The 15,321-nt window shown below is 62.0% G+C and carries 13 protein-coding genes and 1 pseudogene; 6 read left to right on the forward strand and 8 right to left on the reverse strand.

Translation table 11 applies throughout. The features are described from left to right. Positions 1-179 precede the first annotated feature (179 nt). The gene (locus ACMUJL_RS06950) at positions 180-287 is read left to right on the forward strand and encodes a hypothetical protein (RefSeq protein WP_416914440.1); all 108 of its coding nucleotides are present in this window, start codon (positions 180-182) and stop codon (positions 285-287) included. Here ACMUJL_RS06950 and ACMUJL_RS06955 read toward each other — a convergent pair. The 3 genes and pseudogenes from ACMUJL_RS06955 to ACMUJL_RS06965 form a co-directional block, all read right to left on the reverse strand. Then, positions 282-1,094, reverse strand: a pseudogene (locus tag ACMUJL_RS06955) (HlyD family secretion protein); the annotation flags it as partial. The gene ACMUJL_RS06950 and the pseudogene ACMUJL_RS06955 overlap by 6 nt on opposite strands. A 668-nt stretch (positions 1,095-1,762) precedes the next feature. Further along, positions 1,763-2,719, reverse strand: a complete 957-nt coding sequence (locus tag ACMUJL_RS06960) for an IS5 family transposase (protein WP_375568772.1) — start codon at positions 2,717-2,719, stop codon at positions 1,763-1,765. A 447-nt stretch (positions 2,720-3,166) separates the two neighbouring features. Then, positions 3,167-4,186 carry an IS110 family transposase gene (locus tag ACMUJL_RS06965; protein WP_375573243.1) on the reverse strand — a complete coding sequence of 340 codons (1,020 nt, stop codon included), beginning with the start codon at positions 4,184-4,186 and terminating at the stop codon, positions 3,167-3,169. A gap of 353 nt (positions 4,187-4,539) precedes the next feature. Between ACMUJL_RS06965 and ACMUJL_RS06970 the strand changes: the two genes are divergently transcribed. Together ACMUJL_RS06970 and ACMUJL_RS06975 are read left to right on the forward strand one after the other, a co-directional pair. After that, positions 4,540-5,496, forward strand: coding sequence for an IS5 family transposase (locus ACMUJL_RS06970; protein ID WP_375568772.1), 957 nt, complete (start codon positions 4,540-4,542; stop codon positions 5,494-5,496). Positions 5,497-5,987: 491 nt separating this feature from the next. Then, positions 5,988-6,251 (forward strand): hypothetical protein, encoded by a 264-nt coding sequence (locus ACMUJL_RS06975; protein ID WP_375569412.1) that lies wholly within the window; start codon positions 5,988-5,990, stop codon positions 6,249-6,251. Positions 6,252-6,609: 358 nt separating this feature from the next. Here the strand turns inward: ACMUJL_RS06975 and ACMUJL_RS06980 are convergent, their stop codons facing one another. Next, on the reverse strand, positions 6,610-8,871 hold the full coding sequence (locus ACMUJL_RS06980; RefSeq protein ID WP_068287459.1) for an adenosylcobalamin-dependent ribonucleoside-diphosphate reductase: 2,262 nt from the start codon (positions 8,869-8,871) through the stop codon (positions 6,610-6,612). A gap of 195 nt (positions 8,872-9,066) precedes the next feature. On the opposite strand from ACMUJL_RS06980, the gene ACMUJL_RS06985 reads away from it, so the two are divergent. Together ACMUJL_RS06985 and ACMUJL_RS06990 are read left to right on the forward strand one after the other, a co-directional pair. Beyond that, positions 9,067-9,498 carry a DUF1489 family protein gene (locus ACMUJL_RS06985; protein ID WP_068287456.1) on the forward strand — a complete coding sequence of 144 codons (432 nt, stop codon included), beginning with the start codon at positions 9,067-9,069 and terminating at the stop codon, positions 9,496-9,498. Positions 9,499-9,609: 111 nt separating this feature from the next. Further along, positions 9,610-10,875 (forward strand): SulP family inorganic anion transporter, encoded by a 1,266-nt coding sequence (locus tag ACMUJL_RS06990; RefSeq protein ID WP_416914203.1) that lies wholly within the window; start codon positions 9,610-9,612, stop codon positions 10,873-10,875. 6 nt (positions 10,876-10,881) lie between these two features. Here the strand turns inward: ACMUJL_RS06990 and hisG are convergent, their stop codons facing one another. The 4 genes from hisG to ACMUJL_RS07010 form a co-directional block, all read right to left on the reverse strand. Beyond that, positions 10,882-11,577: an ATP phosphoribosyltransferase gene (gene hisG, locus ACMUJL_RS06995; protein WP_068287450.1), complete on the reverse strand. Its 696-nt coding sequence runs from the start codon at positions 11,575-11,577 to the stop codon at positions 10,882-10,884. After that, positions 11,574-12,680, reverse strand: a complete 1,107-nt coding sequence (locus tag ACMUJL_RS07000) for an ATP phosphoribosyltransferase regulatory subunit (RefSeq protein WP_375569405.1) — start codon at positions 12,678-12,680, stop codon at positions 11,574-11,576. The genes hisG and ACMUJL_RS07000 overlap by 4 nt, the downstream gene beginning before the upstream one ends. Continuing rightward, positions 12,680-14,179 (reverse strand): histidine--tRNA ligase, encoded by a 1,500-nt coding sequence (gene hisS, locus ACMUJL_RS07005; protein WP_375569403.1) that lies wholly within the window; start codon positions 14,177-14,179, stop codon positions 12,680-12,682. The genes ACMUJL_RS07000 and hisS overlap by 1 nt, the downstream gene beginning before the upstream one ends. A 79-nt stretch (positions 14,180-14,258) precedes the next feature. Further along, positions 14,259-15,062: a crotonase/enoyl-CoA hydratase family protein gene (locus ACMUJL_RS07010; RefSeq protein ID WP_068287445.1), complete on the reverse strand. Its 804-nt coding sequence runs from the start codon at positions 15,060-15,062 to the stop codon at positions 14,259-14,261. A 60-nt stretch (positions 15,063-15,122) separates the two neighbouring features. Here ACMUJL_RS07010 and ACMUJL_RS07015 point away from each other — a divergent pair, with 60 nt between their 5' ends. Continuing rightward, positions 15,123-15,317: a SlyX family protein gene (locus ACMUJL_RS07015; RefSeq protein ID WP_068287440.1), complete on the forward strand. Its 195-nt coding sequence runs from the start codon at positions 15,123-15,125 to the stop codon at positions 15,315-15,317. Positions 15,318-15,321: the final 4 nt, after the last annotated feature.

The following is a 15,321-nucleotide window of genomic DNA, read 5'->3' on the forward strand; positions in this document are numbered from 1 at the left end:
CTCTTGAATCTGTCGAAGTATACGGGGGGCCAATCAAAGTTGCTTTCCCGTCTGGCGAAATTTTGCGGCCCGTCACAAGCATTCGCATCCGCTGACAGTTTAACCAAGTCATGTAATGAGTGTAGACAATGTCCCTTACTCAAACCGCCCGTCTGAAAAACGAAATCGTCGAGCTTGATATGACGGAAGTCGATCAGGTGTCGGGCGGCATCGCGCCGCTGGCTTACGCAGCGTTTGCCGTTGGGATGCTCTTGCCCGAAGGCCGTCACGTAGTCTTGCGCAAGTGACACCCGCACCGGGTAAGTGAGAGCCCCATCACCAGTTGGACTGGCGGTTCGGGCAACGTCGATAATCGTGCCGGCCACTGTGCCGAAACGTTCATAGGGAAATGTGTCGATAGCCAAACGAACCTCTTGCCCTTCTGCAACAAAACCGATCGCTTGGGAAGGAACGAGCAATTCCACCTCCAGTTCCGATCCTTCGGGGATGATAGCAGCGACAGGCGTTTCAGGTGACAGCGTCGCACCAACGCGTACGGAAAGGTTTGAAACAGTTCCGGCAACCGGGCTACGCAGAACATAGGCGCGCAGCCGTTCATTCGCCGTAATATTCTGATCTAGCTCTTGAAGCCTTGCCAATAATTGTGCCTCGCGCTCAGCGCTGCGCGCGTTCAACAACTCAAAGCTGCGTTGCGCTTCCTCACGTGCTGACGCGCGATTGGACCGCGACTGCAGCATCTGGTTCATTTGTTGAACCGCGTCAGCATGAAACTGCTGCCTTGCGGTGAGATCACGTCGTACGATGATACCACGATCAACAGCCGAGCGAATTTCCTCGACATCCGCCGCGGCAGAAGCGACGCCACTTTCCTGTAGAATAATTTGCTCGTCGATAAGAAGAATTTCTGCGTCCAAACCACGGATTTGCGCTTCCAGGCGGCGCATATCGGCCGCCGACTCGTCGCGTGCCGCCGCGATTTGCGTCTCGACGCTTGCCTTTTGTTGCAGGAGTGCATCGATGATCTGAATGGACGCGCTCTGCCCCGTCGCCAGGAAATCCTGCGCTTCTACAGCGATAAGGGTCTGCCCAGGCATGACGCTCTCGCCGCTTTCAACAAGGACATCAATTACAGTTCCCGGAGCGGGCGGCAGGACAATTGCCACACCCAAGTCAGGCTGCACAACTCCGCGGGCCACCTCGAAGCGAGGATATGTTGCCAAAGCAACAAAGACGATTGCTGCGGCAACTACCGCAAAAAGAAAAAAGCCGATTATCTGCCAAGTGATCGGAACGCCGACAAAAACATCGCCTTCAAGGCGCGTTGATTGCCGCTCAACTGCTTCACTTCGAAATAGCGTCAACTTTTTACCATTACCTGAATTAAACCCTAAATACCGCTCAAAAGAAATTTTGACTGATAAGAGACACCTTTGCTAGGTTTCTAATTGCCAAAGAAAATCTACCGTTATCGGAATGAAAGCCTGCAAGTCCGTCGTGAATTTTCTCTCAGCGGTGCTGAAATTAATCCATCAAAAGCATTCAGGTTTGACAAGTACAGCACATCAATCTCACGGAAGAGTGATACGCTTGCAGGTCAAAAAGGTTCCGTTCTCAAGTAAAGGAAAGTCTGATCAACGGCCTCGGCTGCGCCGATATTGCCGCTTGAGGGCACTATGGGGCCAGACAAGCACCGTTTCCAGTGATTTTGGCGCTGTTTGAGCCGCCTGAGCGGCGTTGATGCCGATTTCCGACAGACTCGTCCTCATGCCAGTAGCCGTCGTCGGACGAGGAACAGGTTGCCGAGCGCGAACAGTGTGAACAGATGGGCCCGGTTCTTTGCCAAACCGCGATACCGCGTTTTCATGTGACCGAACTGCCGCTTGATGACCCGGAAGGGATGTTCGACCTTGGCGCGCACCATGGCGATGATCCGGTTGATCTCCTCGTCGATGGGGTCGAGCTTGCCGCCCTTGGGCGCCTTGCGCATCACACCCCAGACCTTGCCATCCTTGCTGAACGCAGCCTCGCGCTCGGCGCTGACATAGCCCTTGTCGGCCCAGACCGACTTCTCTTCGCCATGGAGCAGTTCATCCCAGACCCGGCTGTCATGCACCTTTGCGGTCGTGGCCTCTAGGCTGTGGACAGTGCCGCTGTCCACGTCGACACCGACATGGGCCTTCATGCCAAAATACCAGTCATTGCCCTTCTTTGTCGAAGACATCTCGGGGTCCCGCGCCCTGGCCTGGTTCTTGGTCGAAGACGGCGCATCGATAATCGTGGCATCCACCAGCGTGCCAGAGCGCAGCGTGATCCCCTTGTCTGCCAGATGCGCGTTCACTTCGGCGAAGATCACCTCGGTCAGCCCGTGACGCTCAAGAAGATGCCGGCAGTTGAGGATGGTGGTCTCGTCGGGGATGCGGTCATAGCCCAGTTCGATCCCAGCGAAGCGGCGCATCGCTTCACTGTCATACAGCGTCTCTTCGGCCATCGGGTCGCTCAGGGCGTACCAATTCTGTAGGAAGTAAATGCGCAGCATCGTCTCCAGCGGCATCGGAGGCCGCCCGCCCTTCGGCCCAACCTTCGGGTAATGTGGCGCGATCAGCGCAAGCAGCCGCCCCCACGGAACCACCGCATCCATCTCTGCCAGAAACTGCTCGCGCCGTGTGATCTTCTTCTTCATCGCGTCGCAAAGGCCGGGAATGGCGGGCTGTTTGGGCATGAACACGGTCTCCTTCGATCGATGCCCGCAGCCTACCACATCACACTGAAACCGGCAGGTTTTTCAGACTTTCCTAAAGAAGGCTGGTCTGTCCGCATTGTGTCGGTTCGGCCAACTTTCGGTAATGCGCATGTCGCGAATGTCGGCAATGCGGGCTGCGATTGCAGCATTTCGACCAGCTGGAGAAAGGCATCTGTGGGTGGCTCCTGCATTGCAAGCGTTTTCTGTCGATGTTTGCGTTCATTTTCGTCAGTACTGTCGTCTGTCCGGCCTGTTTGTGTTTTGGCATTGCCTCCACTGGCCCTGATGAATTCCGCGAGCGAGGTTCCAATCGGGTTATCGGCCTCTGAAGAGGGCCGCAGCCATTCCCGGAGTGTCCTTGCTCTTGGTTGACTTAATTCCGCATCATCACTTCAACGTCTTGCATCTCGTAGACAGTCAGCGCGGTTAGAACGCTGGCTGCCGATATTCCTGTTTCTTGGTGAGCATCGCCCAGATGGAACGCGCTGCCTTGTTTGCCATCGCGACTGTTGCCAGCCGGAATGGTTTGTCGGCAATGATCTTGGCTGTCCACAGATCAACCTTCTCTGGCGAACGTTTCGCCATCACGGCGCGAGACGTCATGCCCACGACCAGCAGCTTGCGAATGTAGCGGTCGCCAGCCTTTGTGATCTTGCCCAATCGCTCTTTGCCGCCACTGGATTTGTTGAGCGGAGTCAGCCCCAGCCAAGCCGCTAGATCGCGCCCGGTGCGGAATTGTTTTGCGTCCCCGATCGTCGCGACAATGGCCGATGCCGTTATTGGCCCAATTCCTGGCATGCGCATCAATCTGCGCGCATCAGCATTTAGCAGGGCATGCTGTTCGATCATCTTTGAATAGCCAGAGATACGTTCGTTCAGGCCGATGAATTGGTAGCACTGTATGCCCAGCATCCCGTTCGCGATCTCCGGCATGTCAGGATGATCACCGTCCAAGTGGCGCTTTGCAAAAGCCGTAACTGCTTCGATCCCAATGGGCAGAATGTGTCCGAACTCGCGTAAGAGACTACGGATCATATTTGCCAACTGGGTGCGCTGCCGGACAGCCAAGTCGCGGGTACGATGGATCGATAAAACAGCCTGCTGATCCTCAGTTTTGATCTCAACGAAACGCATGGTCGGGCGCCTGACAGCTTCGCAAATAGCCTCCGCGTCTACTGCATCTGTCTTTCCACGTTTGACATAAGGCTTCACATAGTTTGCTGGCATTAGCCTGACGTCATGACCAAACTTGCGCAACGTGCGACCCCAGTGATGGGCTGATCCACAGGCCTCCATTCCGACCGTACAAGGTGGCAGCGTCTCAAAGAACGCCAAAAGCTTCGCACGCTTGATTGCCTTGTTGAAGATCACGCGCCCACTTTCTGAAATACCGTGAACTTGAAAAACATCCTTGGCCAAATCTAGGCCGACTGTCTTAACTGTCATTGGGTGGCTCCTGTCCTAGCAGTTGATGATAACTGCACTTTGGCACATTCGATGCCGGTGGAGCAGGAGCCACCCACCTCATCCGGTTTGGGCCGAAATGACATATTTCACCAAAGGCGGGAAGCCGCTATTCGCTGCGGGTGCGAAAAGGGGCAACTCAGTTCCGATTCGGACAATCGGCCCACACGGCATCAGATCATTTTTCGACCCAGCATCGCGCCGATCTATCTTGTAACCGGTACCGCCTTCGTTCAGGCTTTGATCGTTTGGTTAAGTTAGGGAAAGTCTGAAAAACCTGCCGGTTTCAGTGTGATGTGGTAGGCTGCGGGCATCGATCGAAGGAGACCGTGTTCATGCCCAAACAGCCCGCCATTCCCGGCCTTTGCGACGCGATGAAGAAGAAGATCACACGGCGCGAGCAGTTTCTGGCAGAGATGGATGCGGTGGTTCCGTGGGGGCGGCTGCTTGCGCTGATCGCGCCACATTACCCGAAGGTTGGGCCGAAGGGCGGGCGGCCTCCGATGCCGCTGGAGACGATGCTGCGCATTTACTTCCTACAGAATTGGTACGCCCTGAGCGACCCGATGGCCGAAGAGACGCTGTATGACAGTGAAGCGATGCGCCGCTTCGCTGGGATCGAACTGGGCTATGACCGCATCCCCGACGAGACCACCATCCTCAACTGCCGGCATCTTCTTGAGCGTCACGGGCTGACCGAGGTGATCTTCGCCGAAGTGAACGCGCATCTGGCAGACAAGGGGATCACGCTGCGCTCTGGCACGCTGGTGGATGCCACGATTATCGATGCGCCGTCTTCGACCAAGAACCAGGCCAGGGCGCGGGACCCCGAGATGTCTTCGACAAAGAAGGGCAATGACTGGTATTTTGGCATGAAGGCCCATGTCGGTGTCGACGTGGACAGCGGCACTGTCCACAGCCTAGAGGCCACGACCGCAAAGGTGCATGACAGCCGGGTCTGGGATGAACTGCTCCATGGCGAAGAGAAGTCGGTCTGGGCCGACAAGGGCTATGTCAGCGCCGAGCGCGAGGCTGCGTTCAGCAAGGATGGCAAGGTCTGGGGTGTGATGCGCAAGGCGCCCAAGGGCGGCAAGCTCGACCCCATCGACGAGGAGATCAACCGGATCATCGCCATGGTGCGCGCCAAGGTCGAACATCCCTTCCGGGTCATCAAGCGGCAGTTCGGTCACATGAAAACGCGGTATCGCGGTTTGGCAAAGAACCGGGCCCATCTGTTCACACTGTTCGCGCTCGGCAACCTGTTCCTCGTCCGACGACGGCTACTGGCATGAGGACGAGTCTGTCGGAAATCGGCATCAACGCCGCTCAGGCGGCTCAAACAGCGCCAAAATCACTGGAAACGGTGCTTGTCTGGCCCCATAGTGCCCTCAAGCGGCAATATCGGCGCAGCCGAGGCCGTTGATCAGACTTTCCTTAGTGCGATGGGATGAACACCTTGTTTTCACAATATGATCGTCAGACGCAGTTGACCACCATATTGGGCAAGGACAGTACCGTTTTGTTGCGGACGGTACAGAAATTCGGCCTGTTTAAATCGCGGGTCGAGGCGCTGGGTGGGGAGGAAAACGGCCGGCCGTAGGTGGCAAGCCCTGTCGGTGTGACACTGTAGCAACTCCACTGGCAATCCCTGGCGGAAGTCCGACCACCTAATGTCCAGAGACAACACGGATCAGCGGGCTCAGGCGAGCGAACAGGAGCCCGGCCTTCTGATCGAGCGCATCACCGTGTCGGAGGACAAAAAGCTCCCGCCTGGCTCAACCTGGTGCCCGAGCTGGCTTTACAACTGGCCTTTGCGGACCCGGCGCAGGGCGACAATACCCCATTAAGGACCTATCAGGCGGTCCATGTCTGCCATGATGAGGTCGTGCGCATCCTCGCCGGGGATGCGGCCCCCGCCATGACGCTTTGTGGGTTCTCCGAACACATCGGGATCGGTCAGCCGGTCTATGTTAAGCGGCTCTTCCAGAACGGACATATGACCGTCACCGAGATGCGAAACCCGCGCACGAAGGCCTTTCAGCCCTAAGTCGCTGAGGCGGATGCCGCCGCGTTCCACCGGCGGTTTGCAACGCTCCACAGGCTGGCCTGGGAAACGGGTGAGACGTGGCAGAAGCTCTCGGGGCAACTTCGCTGCACGGGTGTCACGCCGTTTTCGCCGGACGGTGTCGACTAAGGCCGCCTGTATCTGCGATCCGAGGTGGTCTCGGCCCTGCAGTAAGGCCACCACCACACACCAAAGGACAAAGGGCGGCGCCGATGGCGCCGCCCTTTGCTGTCTAACGGTGGCGAGAGAGCTAGGGCCATACACCTTTCAAAAATCCGTTTTCTGTCGCGAAGACGGACTTTCGGTGCCGGACCACACTGACAACTGTCAGACAGTTAGCCTAGCCGCATTTGGAATGACCGCAGCTGGCACAGGTCATGCAGCCTTCGACCATACGCATCTCGTATTGGCCGCAGGACGGGCAAGCCTTGCCGCGCGGTGCATCAAGCCCCACGACCTTGGCTTGCGGGTCGGCCTTCAGGCCCATCCCCTCGCCCGCGATGAACCCGATCGAGATCATGTGCCGTTCGATCACCCCGCCAATGGCCGCAAGGATCGAGGGGATGTATTTGCCCCCCATCCATGCACCGCCGCGCGGGTCGAAGACGGCTTTCAACTCCTCGACGACAAAAGACACATCACCGCCACGCCGGAACACGGCCGAGATCATCCGCGTCAGGGCCACGGTCCAGGCGAAATGTTCCATGTTCTTGGAGTTGATGAAGACCTCGAAGGGACGGCGGTGGCCGTTGATGATGATGTCGTTGACCGTCAGGTAGATCGCATGTTCGCTGTCGGGCCATTTCAGCTTGTAGGTATTGCCCTCCAGCGCCTGCGGGCGATCCAGCGGTTCGGACATGTAGATGACATCGGCGCCCTGATCGGCCTCCGGCGTTTTCTCGGTGGTCTCGGACACGCTCAGCACGGAACCGGTCACGTCATTGGGCCGGTATGTGGTGCAACCCTTGCAGCCCGACTCGTAGGCGGCCATGTAGACCTCCTTGAAGGCGTCAAAGCTGATGTCCTCGGGGCAGTTGATGGTCTTGGAGATCGAACTGTCGACCCATTTCTGCGCGGCAGCCTGCATGCGCACATGATCGAGAGGGGCCAGCGTCTGGGCGTTCACGAAGTAATCCGGCAGGGCCGCATCGCCGAATTTCTCGCGCCACATCTGGACAGCGTAATCGACGACTTCCTCTTCGGTGCGGCTGCCGTCCTTCTGCAAAACCTTGCGGGTATAGGCATAGGCGAAGACAGGTTCGATCCCCGATGACACATTGCCGGCATAAAGACTGATCGTGCCCGTGGGCGCGATCGAGGTCAGCAGCGCGTTGCGGATGCCATGGGTGCGGATCGCCTCGCGCACATCCGCGTCCATCATCTGCATGTTGCCGGACGCCAGGAACTTTTCGGCGTCGAACAGGGGGAAGGCACCCTTTTCCCTGGCCAGGTCGACCGAGGCCAGATAGGCGGCGCGGGCGATCGCGTGCAGCCATTCCTCGGTCTGACGCGCCGCTCCCTCGCTGCCATAGCGCAGGCCGACCATCAGCAGGGCATCGGCAAGGCCCGTCACTCCCAGGCCGATGCGGCGCTTCGCCTGCGCCTCCTGGGCTTGCGCGTCCAGCGGGAAACGGCTGGCATCGACCACGTTGTCCATCATGCGCACGGCCACGGCGACCAGATCGGTCAGGGCCTTGGGGTCAAGATGTGCGGTCTTGCCGAAGGGATCCGTCACCAGTCGCGCCATGTTGATCGAGCCCAGCAGGCAGGCACCATAGGGCGGCAAAGGCTGTTCACCGCAGGGGTTTGTGGCGGCGATGGTTTCGACATAGTTCAGGTTGTTGGCCGCGTTGATCCGGTCGATGAAGATCACGCCGGGTTCGGCGAAATCATAGGTGCTTTTCATGATCTTGTTCCACAGATCGCGCGCCTGCACCGTGTGATAGACCTTGCCGTCGAATTGCAGATCCCAGGGCGCATCGGCCTTGACGGCCTCCATGAAGGGATCGGTGACCAGAACGGACAGGTTGAACATGCGCAACCGTGCCGCATCGGATTTCGCGGTGATGAAGGCTTCGATATCCGGGTGGTCGCAGCGCATCGTCGCCATCATCGCGCCGCGGCGCGATCCTGCCGACATGATCGTGCGGCACATCGCATCCCACACATCCATGAAGGACAGGGGGCCCGAAGCATCGGCCGCCACGCCCAGCACATCCGCGCCGCGCGGCCGGATCGTCGAGAAATCATAGCCGATCCCGCCACCCTGCTGCATCGTCAGCGCGGCCTCCTTGAGCATGTCGAAGATGCCGGCCATGCTGTCGGGGATCGTTCCCATGACAAAGCAATTGAACAGCGTGACACGCCGCCCGGTGCCGGCCCCTGCCGTGATGCGCCCGGCGGGCAGGTATTTGAAATCCTCCAGTGCGGCATAGAACCTGTCTTCCCATGCAGCGCTGTCCTGTTCGACCTGCGCCAGTGACCGCGCGATCCGCCGCCAGGTATCCTCGACCGAGCGGTCGATCGGCGTGCCATCGGCCTGTTTGAACCGGTATTTCATGTCCCAGATCTGTTCGGAAATGGGGGCGGCAAAACGGGTCATGGCAGGGTCCTCGGATCAGCGGGCAGATGGGGTGCAAACCTGCCGTTCGCAACGGCGCGGGGGTTTGCGGAAGGCTTTTGAGGATAGGCCGCAGACGGGTCCGGGTCAACGGCGCAGACGTGCAATTCAGCGCGGCAACAGACCTTGATATCGCGGCCTGCACGGCTATGATCCACAATCACTGGGGAAAATGACATGCCGGAAGCTCTGCATCTGATCAAGCTGTCCGTCGGCACCGAAGGTGTCGAGGACCTGGCCGCATGGCAGGCCAGCGCAAGGGCCAAGGGCCCGGATGGCTTGCCGCGCCATGTCACCCGCATGTGGCCCAAGCGCGAGGCCGAAATCCTTGACGGCGGATCGATCTACTGGGTGATCAAGGGTGTCCTCATGTGCCGCCAGCGCATCCTGCGTCTTGATGAGGTGACGGGCAGCGACGGCATCCGCCGCTGTGCGATCGTGCTGGACCCCGAACTGATCCGCACGACACAGGCTCTCAAACGTCCGTTCCAGGGATGGCGTTACCTGACAGCCAAGGACGCGCCCGCCGATCTGCCCAAGGGGCGCGCCGACGAGCAGGCGCTGCCATCGGAACTGAGTGCCGCGCTGGCCGACCTCGGGGTTCTCTGACGCGCACGGGCCGGGTGACGCGCTGAAACATTTTCCGCAAGCCGCTGACAACACGCTTGAATCGGGCATTGGCCGGACGCATGCTGCGCGCATCCTTCAGGACATGACAGAATGCTCCGCCCGCAATTGCTGACCAGTCTTTCGACCTATTCAAAAGCGACCCTCCGGGCCGATTTCTTCGCAGGCATTACCGTGGCCATGGTGGCCTTGCCGCTTTCGCTGGCCATTGCCATCGCATCCGGCGCCACGCCCGCGCAGGGTCTGATCACCGCCATCGTCGCAGGGTTCCTGATTTCGGCCCTCGGTGGCAGCACCGTGCAGATCGGCGGGCCGACCGGGGCCTTCATCGTCGTGGTGGCGGGGGTGATCGCGCAGTACGGCTATGACGGTCTGGTTCTGGCCACGGCGATGGCGGGGGGGATCCTGCTGGTCGCGGGCTGGTTGCGGGCAGGCAGCTTGATCGCCCATGTCCCCGAAGCCGTGGTGAATGGCTTTACCATCGGGATCGCGGTGCTGATCGCGGCCAGCCAGATCAAGGACCTGCTGGGGCTTTCGCTGGCGAACGAACCGGCGGAACTGCTGCACAAGATACCGGCGCTCTGGTCCGTGCGCGACACGTTCAGCATCGCGGCCTTTGGCGTGGGCCTGGCCACGATGGTGCTGATCGTGCTGTTTCGCCGCGCGGCACCGCGCCTGCCCGGCCTGATCGTTGCGCTGGCCCTGACATCGGGGGCGGCGGCATTGCTGTCGCTGCCGGTCGAGACGATAGAAGCCCGCTTTGGCGCATTGCCGCGCAGCCTGCCGCTGCCTGCAATGCCCGAACTGTCGCTGGATCGGATGATCGAGGTTCTGCCCTCGGCCCTGGTGATCGCGTTCCTGGCCGGGATCGAATCCCTGCTGTCGGCAGTGGTGGCCGACCGCATGACCGGGGCGCGGCACAAGCCCAATGCCGAAGTTGTTGCGCAGGGCGCGGCGAACCTTGCATCGGCGGCCTTTGGCGGATTGCCGGCGACCGGGGCGATTGCGCGCACCGCGACCAATGTGCGCGCGGGCGGCCAGACGCCCGTCGCGGGCATGGCCCACGCTGTCGCGATCCTGGCGATGATGATGTTGGCCGCCGGCCCCACCGGCATGCTGGCGATGCCCGCCATGGCCGGGCTTTTGATCCTGACCGCCTGGAACATGGCCGAGCCGCACAAATGGGGCGCATGGATGCGCGAACGCCCTTCGGACCGGGTGCTTTTGCTGCTGACCATGGCCCTGACCGTGCTGGTCGATCTGACCGTCGCCATCGGGGTCGGCGTGGCGCTGGGTCTGGCGCTGAAACTGCGCGCCGGGCGCACCAAACCCGAAACCTTCGATCCGCGCCGAATGTAGGCGGGATCAGTCGACCTCGATCATCCGGCACAGGTGCTTGAGCGTGTCACGGTCCATGTCATCCATATCGGCCGCGCGGCTGCGATAGAGCGTCGCCTGCGAGCGCAGGATCAGACCGTCGCGCAGCATCTTGAGGTGATTTGCCCGCAACGTCTCGCCGGTCGAGGTAATGTCGGCCACCGCCTCGGCGGTTTCGAATTTCACCGTGCCCTCGGTCGCCCCCTGGCTGTCGACAAGCGCATAGTCGGCCACGCCAGCGTTGCGCAGGAAATCGCGGACAAGACGGTGATATTTCGTGGCGATCCGCATGCGGAACCCGCGCCGCTTGCGAAAGGCGGCGGCGGCCGCGTCAAGATCGTCAAGCGTGTCAACGTCGACCCAGGCGGCAGGCACCGCGATGATCAGATCGGCATGGCCGAACCCCAGTTCGGCCAGTTCCTGCACCTGCTGGTCCCATTGGCCCAGCTTTTCGCGTACCAGATCGGTCCCGGTCACGCCCAGGTGGATGCGTCCCGCAGCCAGTTCGCGCGGAATCTCTCCCGCCGAGAGCAGCACCAGTTCGACATTGTCGATACCCTCGACCGCACCGGCGTATTCCCGCTCCGAGGCGCTGCGCGACAGGGTGATGCCACGGGCCGCGAACCATTCGAAGGTCTTTTCCATCAGGCGCCCCTTGGAGGGCACCCCCAGTTTGATCGTCATGATGCGGCCCTCAAATCCAGCAGCAGCCCCGGACGGATCACGCCCCCCACGGCGGGAATCTCTGCCCCCTGCCCCAGAACGCGGGTCAGCGCGTCATAGCGCCCACCCGAAGCGACGGGCGGCAGGTCGCTGCGCCCTTCGGCGTAGAACCCGAAGACGAAACCATCGTAATATTCCATCGAGGTGCGGCCGTAGCTTGCCTCGAATTCCAGCACGTCCACGTCGATGCCGCGTGCCGACAAGGCCGCGACCCTGGCCGTCAGCCGCGCAACGGCGGGACTGATGGCGGGCATGTCGACCGAGATGTCGCGCAGATGTTCCAGCGCGAAGGGCAGCGTCTCGCGCACACCCAGGATAGCGTCCAGCAAGGCCACCTCGTTCTCGCTGATCGGCGGGGTGGCGGCATCCTCGCGCAGGGCGGCGATACGCGCCTCGATATCGGCACGGTCGCGCAATCCGACCAGGGGCGGGCAATCGGCCCAGGGATCAGCCGCCGCCAGCAGCGCCAGCCGCGTTTCCGGTACCGCCGCGCGGCCCGAGTAGCGATCCAGCAGCGCGCGGAAACGGCGCGGGCGCCAGATGTGGCGGCGCAGCGCGGCCTTGCGCGCATCCGTGGTGTTCAGGCCTTCGACCGCCGCGGCCAGGATGCCGATATCGCCCGTGGCGGCGCGCAGGGGCAGATCACCCAGCGCCTGACGGATCAGGGCGAAGACCTCGGCATCTGCGGCGGCGGGATCGGCCCGGTCGAAAACCTCGTATCCGGTCTGGAAATATTCGTTGGCGCGGTCGGGAAATTCCTCCTGCCGCCGAAACACCTCGCCTGCATAGGTGTAGCGCGCGGGTTCGGCGCCATGAGCCATGTGCATCTGCACCACGGGCACGGTGAAATCGGGGCGCAGCATCTGTTCGCCGCGCACGGCATCCGATGTCACATAGGCGCGCGCGCGGATATCCTCGCCATAAAGGTCGAGCAGCGTATCGGCGGGCTGCAGCACCGGAGGATCCACCACCTGTGCACCTGCCGCCTCGAAGACGGCGCGCAGGCGTGTCGCCTCGTCGCGGATGGCGCTGCGCGCCGCGGTGCGTGCGGCCGGGGTCGGCATCAGCCCTGCCCTTCGAGGATTTCGCGCACCTTTGCCACCATCTGGTTGCGCGGCACCTCGTACTGGCTGGGGCGGCTTTGCCATTCCTCGAGGGTGGCGTTCTCGGCGATCCGGGCGCCCAGGACCAGGTCCTTGATCTGCACCACGCCGCGCGCCTTTTCGTCACCGCCTTCGATGATCGCGACGGGCGAGGCACGCTTGTCCGCATATTTCAACTGGTTGCCGAACTGCTTGGGGTTGCCCAGATAAACCTCTGCGCGGATGCCGGCGCGACGCAATTCACCCGCCATCGCCTGGTAGTCGGCCATGCGGTCGCGGTCCATCACCGTCACCACGACCGGGCCCTGTTCGCTGGCCTGCATCCGGCCCTTTTCACGCAGCGCCGCCAGCAGGCGGTCAACACCGATGGACACGCCCGTTGCGGGCACTTCCTGCCCGGTGAAGCGCTTGACCAGATCATCATAGCGCCCGCCACCCGCGACCGAGCCGAATTGCCGCTTGCGGCCCTTCTCGTCGAAGATCTCGAAGGTCAGTTCGGCCTCGAACACCGGTCCGGTGTAGTAGCCCAGACCACGGACCACGGAGGGGTCGATCACGATACGGTCGGGGCCGTAGCCCTGCGCGGCGACCAGATCCGCGATCTGGGCCAGTTCGTCGACGCCCTGCGCCCCGATGGCCGATGCACCCACGGCAGCGCGCAGATTGTCCAGTGTGTCGGCCATGCTGTCGGCCTTCGAGGTCAGGAAGGCGATCACGGGTTCGGCCTGTGCCGCATCCAGCCCGACACCGTCGATAAAGGCGCCCGAGGCGTCCAGCCGCCCCTTGGTCAGCAATTCGCGCACACCCGCCTCACCGACCTTGTCGAATTTGTCGATGGTGCGCAGCACGGCATCGCGGGCCTCGCCTTCGGGCAGGCCCATCACTTCGAGGATGCCGTTCAGAACCTTGCGGTTGTTGATCCGCACGATGTAGTCGCCGCGCGGAATGCCCACTTCCTCCAGCGTATCGGCCAGCATCGCGCAAATCTCGGCATCTGCGGCCACGCTTGCCGCGCCCACGGTATCGGCGTCGCATTGATAGAACTGCCGGAACCGTCCCGGCCCCGGCTTTTCGTTGCGCCAGACCGGCCCCATCGCATAACGGCGATAGGGCAGCGGCAGATCGTTGCGGTGCTGGGCATAGACCCGCGCCAGCGGTGCCGTCAGGTCATAGCGCAGGGCCAGCCAGTCGCCGGGTTTCGCATTCTCGCCGTCATGCTCGGGATCTTCCTGCCATGCGAAGACGCCCGCGTTGGGGCGGTCCACGTCGGGCAGGAACTTGCCCAGCGCCTCGACCGTTTCCACCGCCGAGGATTCAAGCGCATCAAAGCCGTAGCGATGATAGACCTGCGCGATGGTGGCCAGCATCCGGCTGCGCATCGTCACATCGGCGCCAAAGTAATCGCGAAACCCTTTCGGCGTTTCGGCGCGCGGGCGCGGGGTCTTCTTGTCCTTGGCCATGGCAGGCTCCCTCGGTATTCGGCAGGGCGGTCTTGTCCGGCTTGCCTCTAGCGGATGCGGGCCAAGGGGGCAAGCGGGGCTAAAGGTCGTCGAACCGTCCAGACCGGCCCTGACCGCCCGCAAAGCGCGTGGCCCCCGCACGGCCTTCGGCGGCAAACATCGCGGCCGAGGCCCATTCACGGCGCAAGGATGCCGCCAGATCGGCGGGCTGCATCCGCGCGGACAGGAAGTCCGCCCGCATGCAGCCCTGCGGAAAGCGGGTCAGCGCCTGCGCCAGATCCAGCGCCGCGGCCAGCGCCTGCCCCTGCGGCACGATCCGGTCGGCCAGCCCCATGGCATGAGCCTCGGCCGCATCCACCGGGCGACCGGTCAGGATCAGGTCATTGGCGCGGCCCTGCCCCACCACGCGCGGCAGGCGGAAGGTGCCGCCGTCGATCAGTGGCACGCCCCAGCGGCGGCAATAGATCCCCATCACCGCACCCTCGGCCATGACGCGCATGTCGCACCAGGCGGCCAGCTCCATGCCGCCGGCCACGGCGGGGCCTTCGATCGCGGCGATCACGGGCTTCGACAACATCAGCCGCGATGGCCCCATCGGGCCGGGCCTGGGCTGACCCACCGGATCGGTCCAGTCATCGGGGATATCCACCGCCTTGATCCAGCTGGCGGCCGATCCATCGGCCGCGGTCTTCAGATCGAAGCCTGCGCAAAAGGCGCCGTCCGCCCCGGTCAGGATCATCACGTCGATATCGGCATCGGACTCCAGCGCCAGAAAGGCATCGTAGAGCGCCTGCGCCGTCGCCGGATTGACCGCGTTGCGCGCCTGCGGCCGGTCGATCGTGACCACCGCCACCCGATCCTGCCGTTGCACCCTGACTGTCATGGCCTCTCCTTCCCTGTGATCCGCCCCCGTGCTAATGACTGCATCGCAAAAGGAGGCGTGATGCAACACCTTGAGGAAAAGCTGGCCCATCTGATCCGCACGGTCGACGAGCTGTCGGATGTCGTCGCTGCCCAACAGACCGAGATCGACCGCCTGACGCGCCGGGTCGAGATGCTGATGCATCGCGAAGCCGAACGCGAAAGCGCCGCGGGCGATGGCGTCATTCTGGCAGATCAGCGCCCGCCGCACTGGTAAGGCG

This window comes from Seohaeicola sp., from assembly GCF_048006315.1.
In the GTDB taxonomy this organism is placed as follows: Bacteria; Pseudomonadota; Alphaproteobacteria; order Rhodobacterales; family Rhodobacteraceae; genus Seohaeicola.

Coding starts and splice junctions, on each gene's coding strand:
- ACMUJL_RS07015 (WP_068287440.1), top strand. CDS start 15,123: ATGCAACACCTTGAGGAAAAGCTGGCCCATCTGATCCGCACGGTCGAC.
- hisG (WP_068287450.1), bottom strand. CDS start 11,577: ATGACGATCAAACTGGGGGTGCCCTCCAAGGGGCGCCTGATGGAAAAG.
- ACMUJL_RS06980 (WP_068287459.1), bottom strand. CDS start 8,871: ATGACCCGTTTTGCCGCCCCCATTTCCGAACAGATCTGGGACATGAAA.
- ACMUJL_RS06960 (WP_375568772.1), bottom strand. CDS start 2,719: ATGCCCAAACAGCCCGCCATTCCCGGCCTTTGCGACGCGATGAAGAAG.
- ACMUJL_RS07000 (WP_375569405.1), bottom strand. CDS start 12,680: ATGCCGACCCCGGCCGCACGCACCGCGGCGCGCAGCGCCATCCGCGAC.
- ACMUJL_RS06970 (WP_375568772.1), top strand. CDS start 4,540: ATGCCCAAACAGCCCGCCATTCCCGGCCTTTGCGACGCGATGAAGAAG.
- ACMUJL_RS06950 (WP_416914440.1), top strand. CDS start 180: ATGACGGAAGTCGATCAGGTGTCGGGCGGCATCGCGCCGCTGGCTTAC.
- ACMUJL_RS06985 (WP_068287456.1), top strand. CDS start 9,067: ATGCCGGAAGCTCTGCATCTGATCAAGCTGTCCGTCGGCACCGAAGGT.
- hisS (WP_375569403.1), bottom strand. CDS start 14,179: ATGGCCAAGGACAAGAAGACCCCGCGCCCGCGCGCCGAAACGCCGAAA.
- ACMUJL_RS06965 (WP_375573243.1), bottom strand. CDS start 4,186: ATGACAGTTAAGACAGTCGGCCTAGATTTGGCCAAGGATGTTTTTCAA.
- ACMUJL_RS07010 (WP_068287445.1), bottom strand. CDS start 15,062: ATGACAGTCAGGGTGCAACGGCAGGATCGGGTGGCGGTGGTCACGATC.
- ACMUJL_RS06990 (WP_416914203.1), top strand. CDS start 9,610: ATGCTCCGCCCGCAATTGCTGACCAGTCTTTCGACCTATTCAAAAGCG.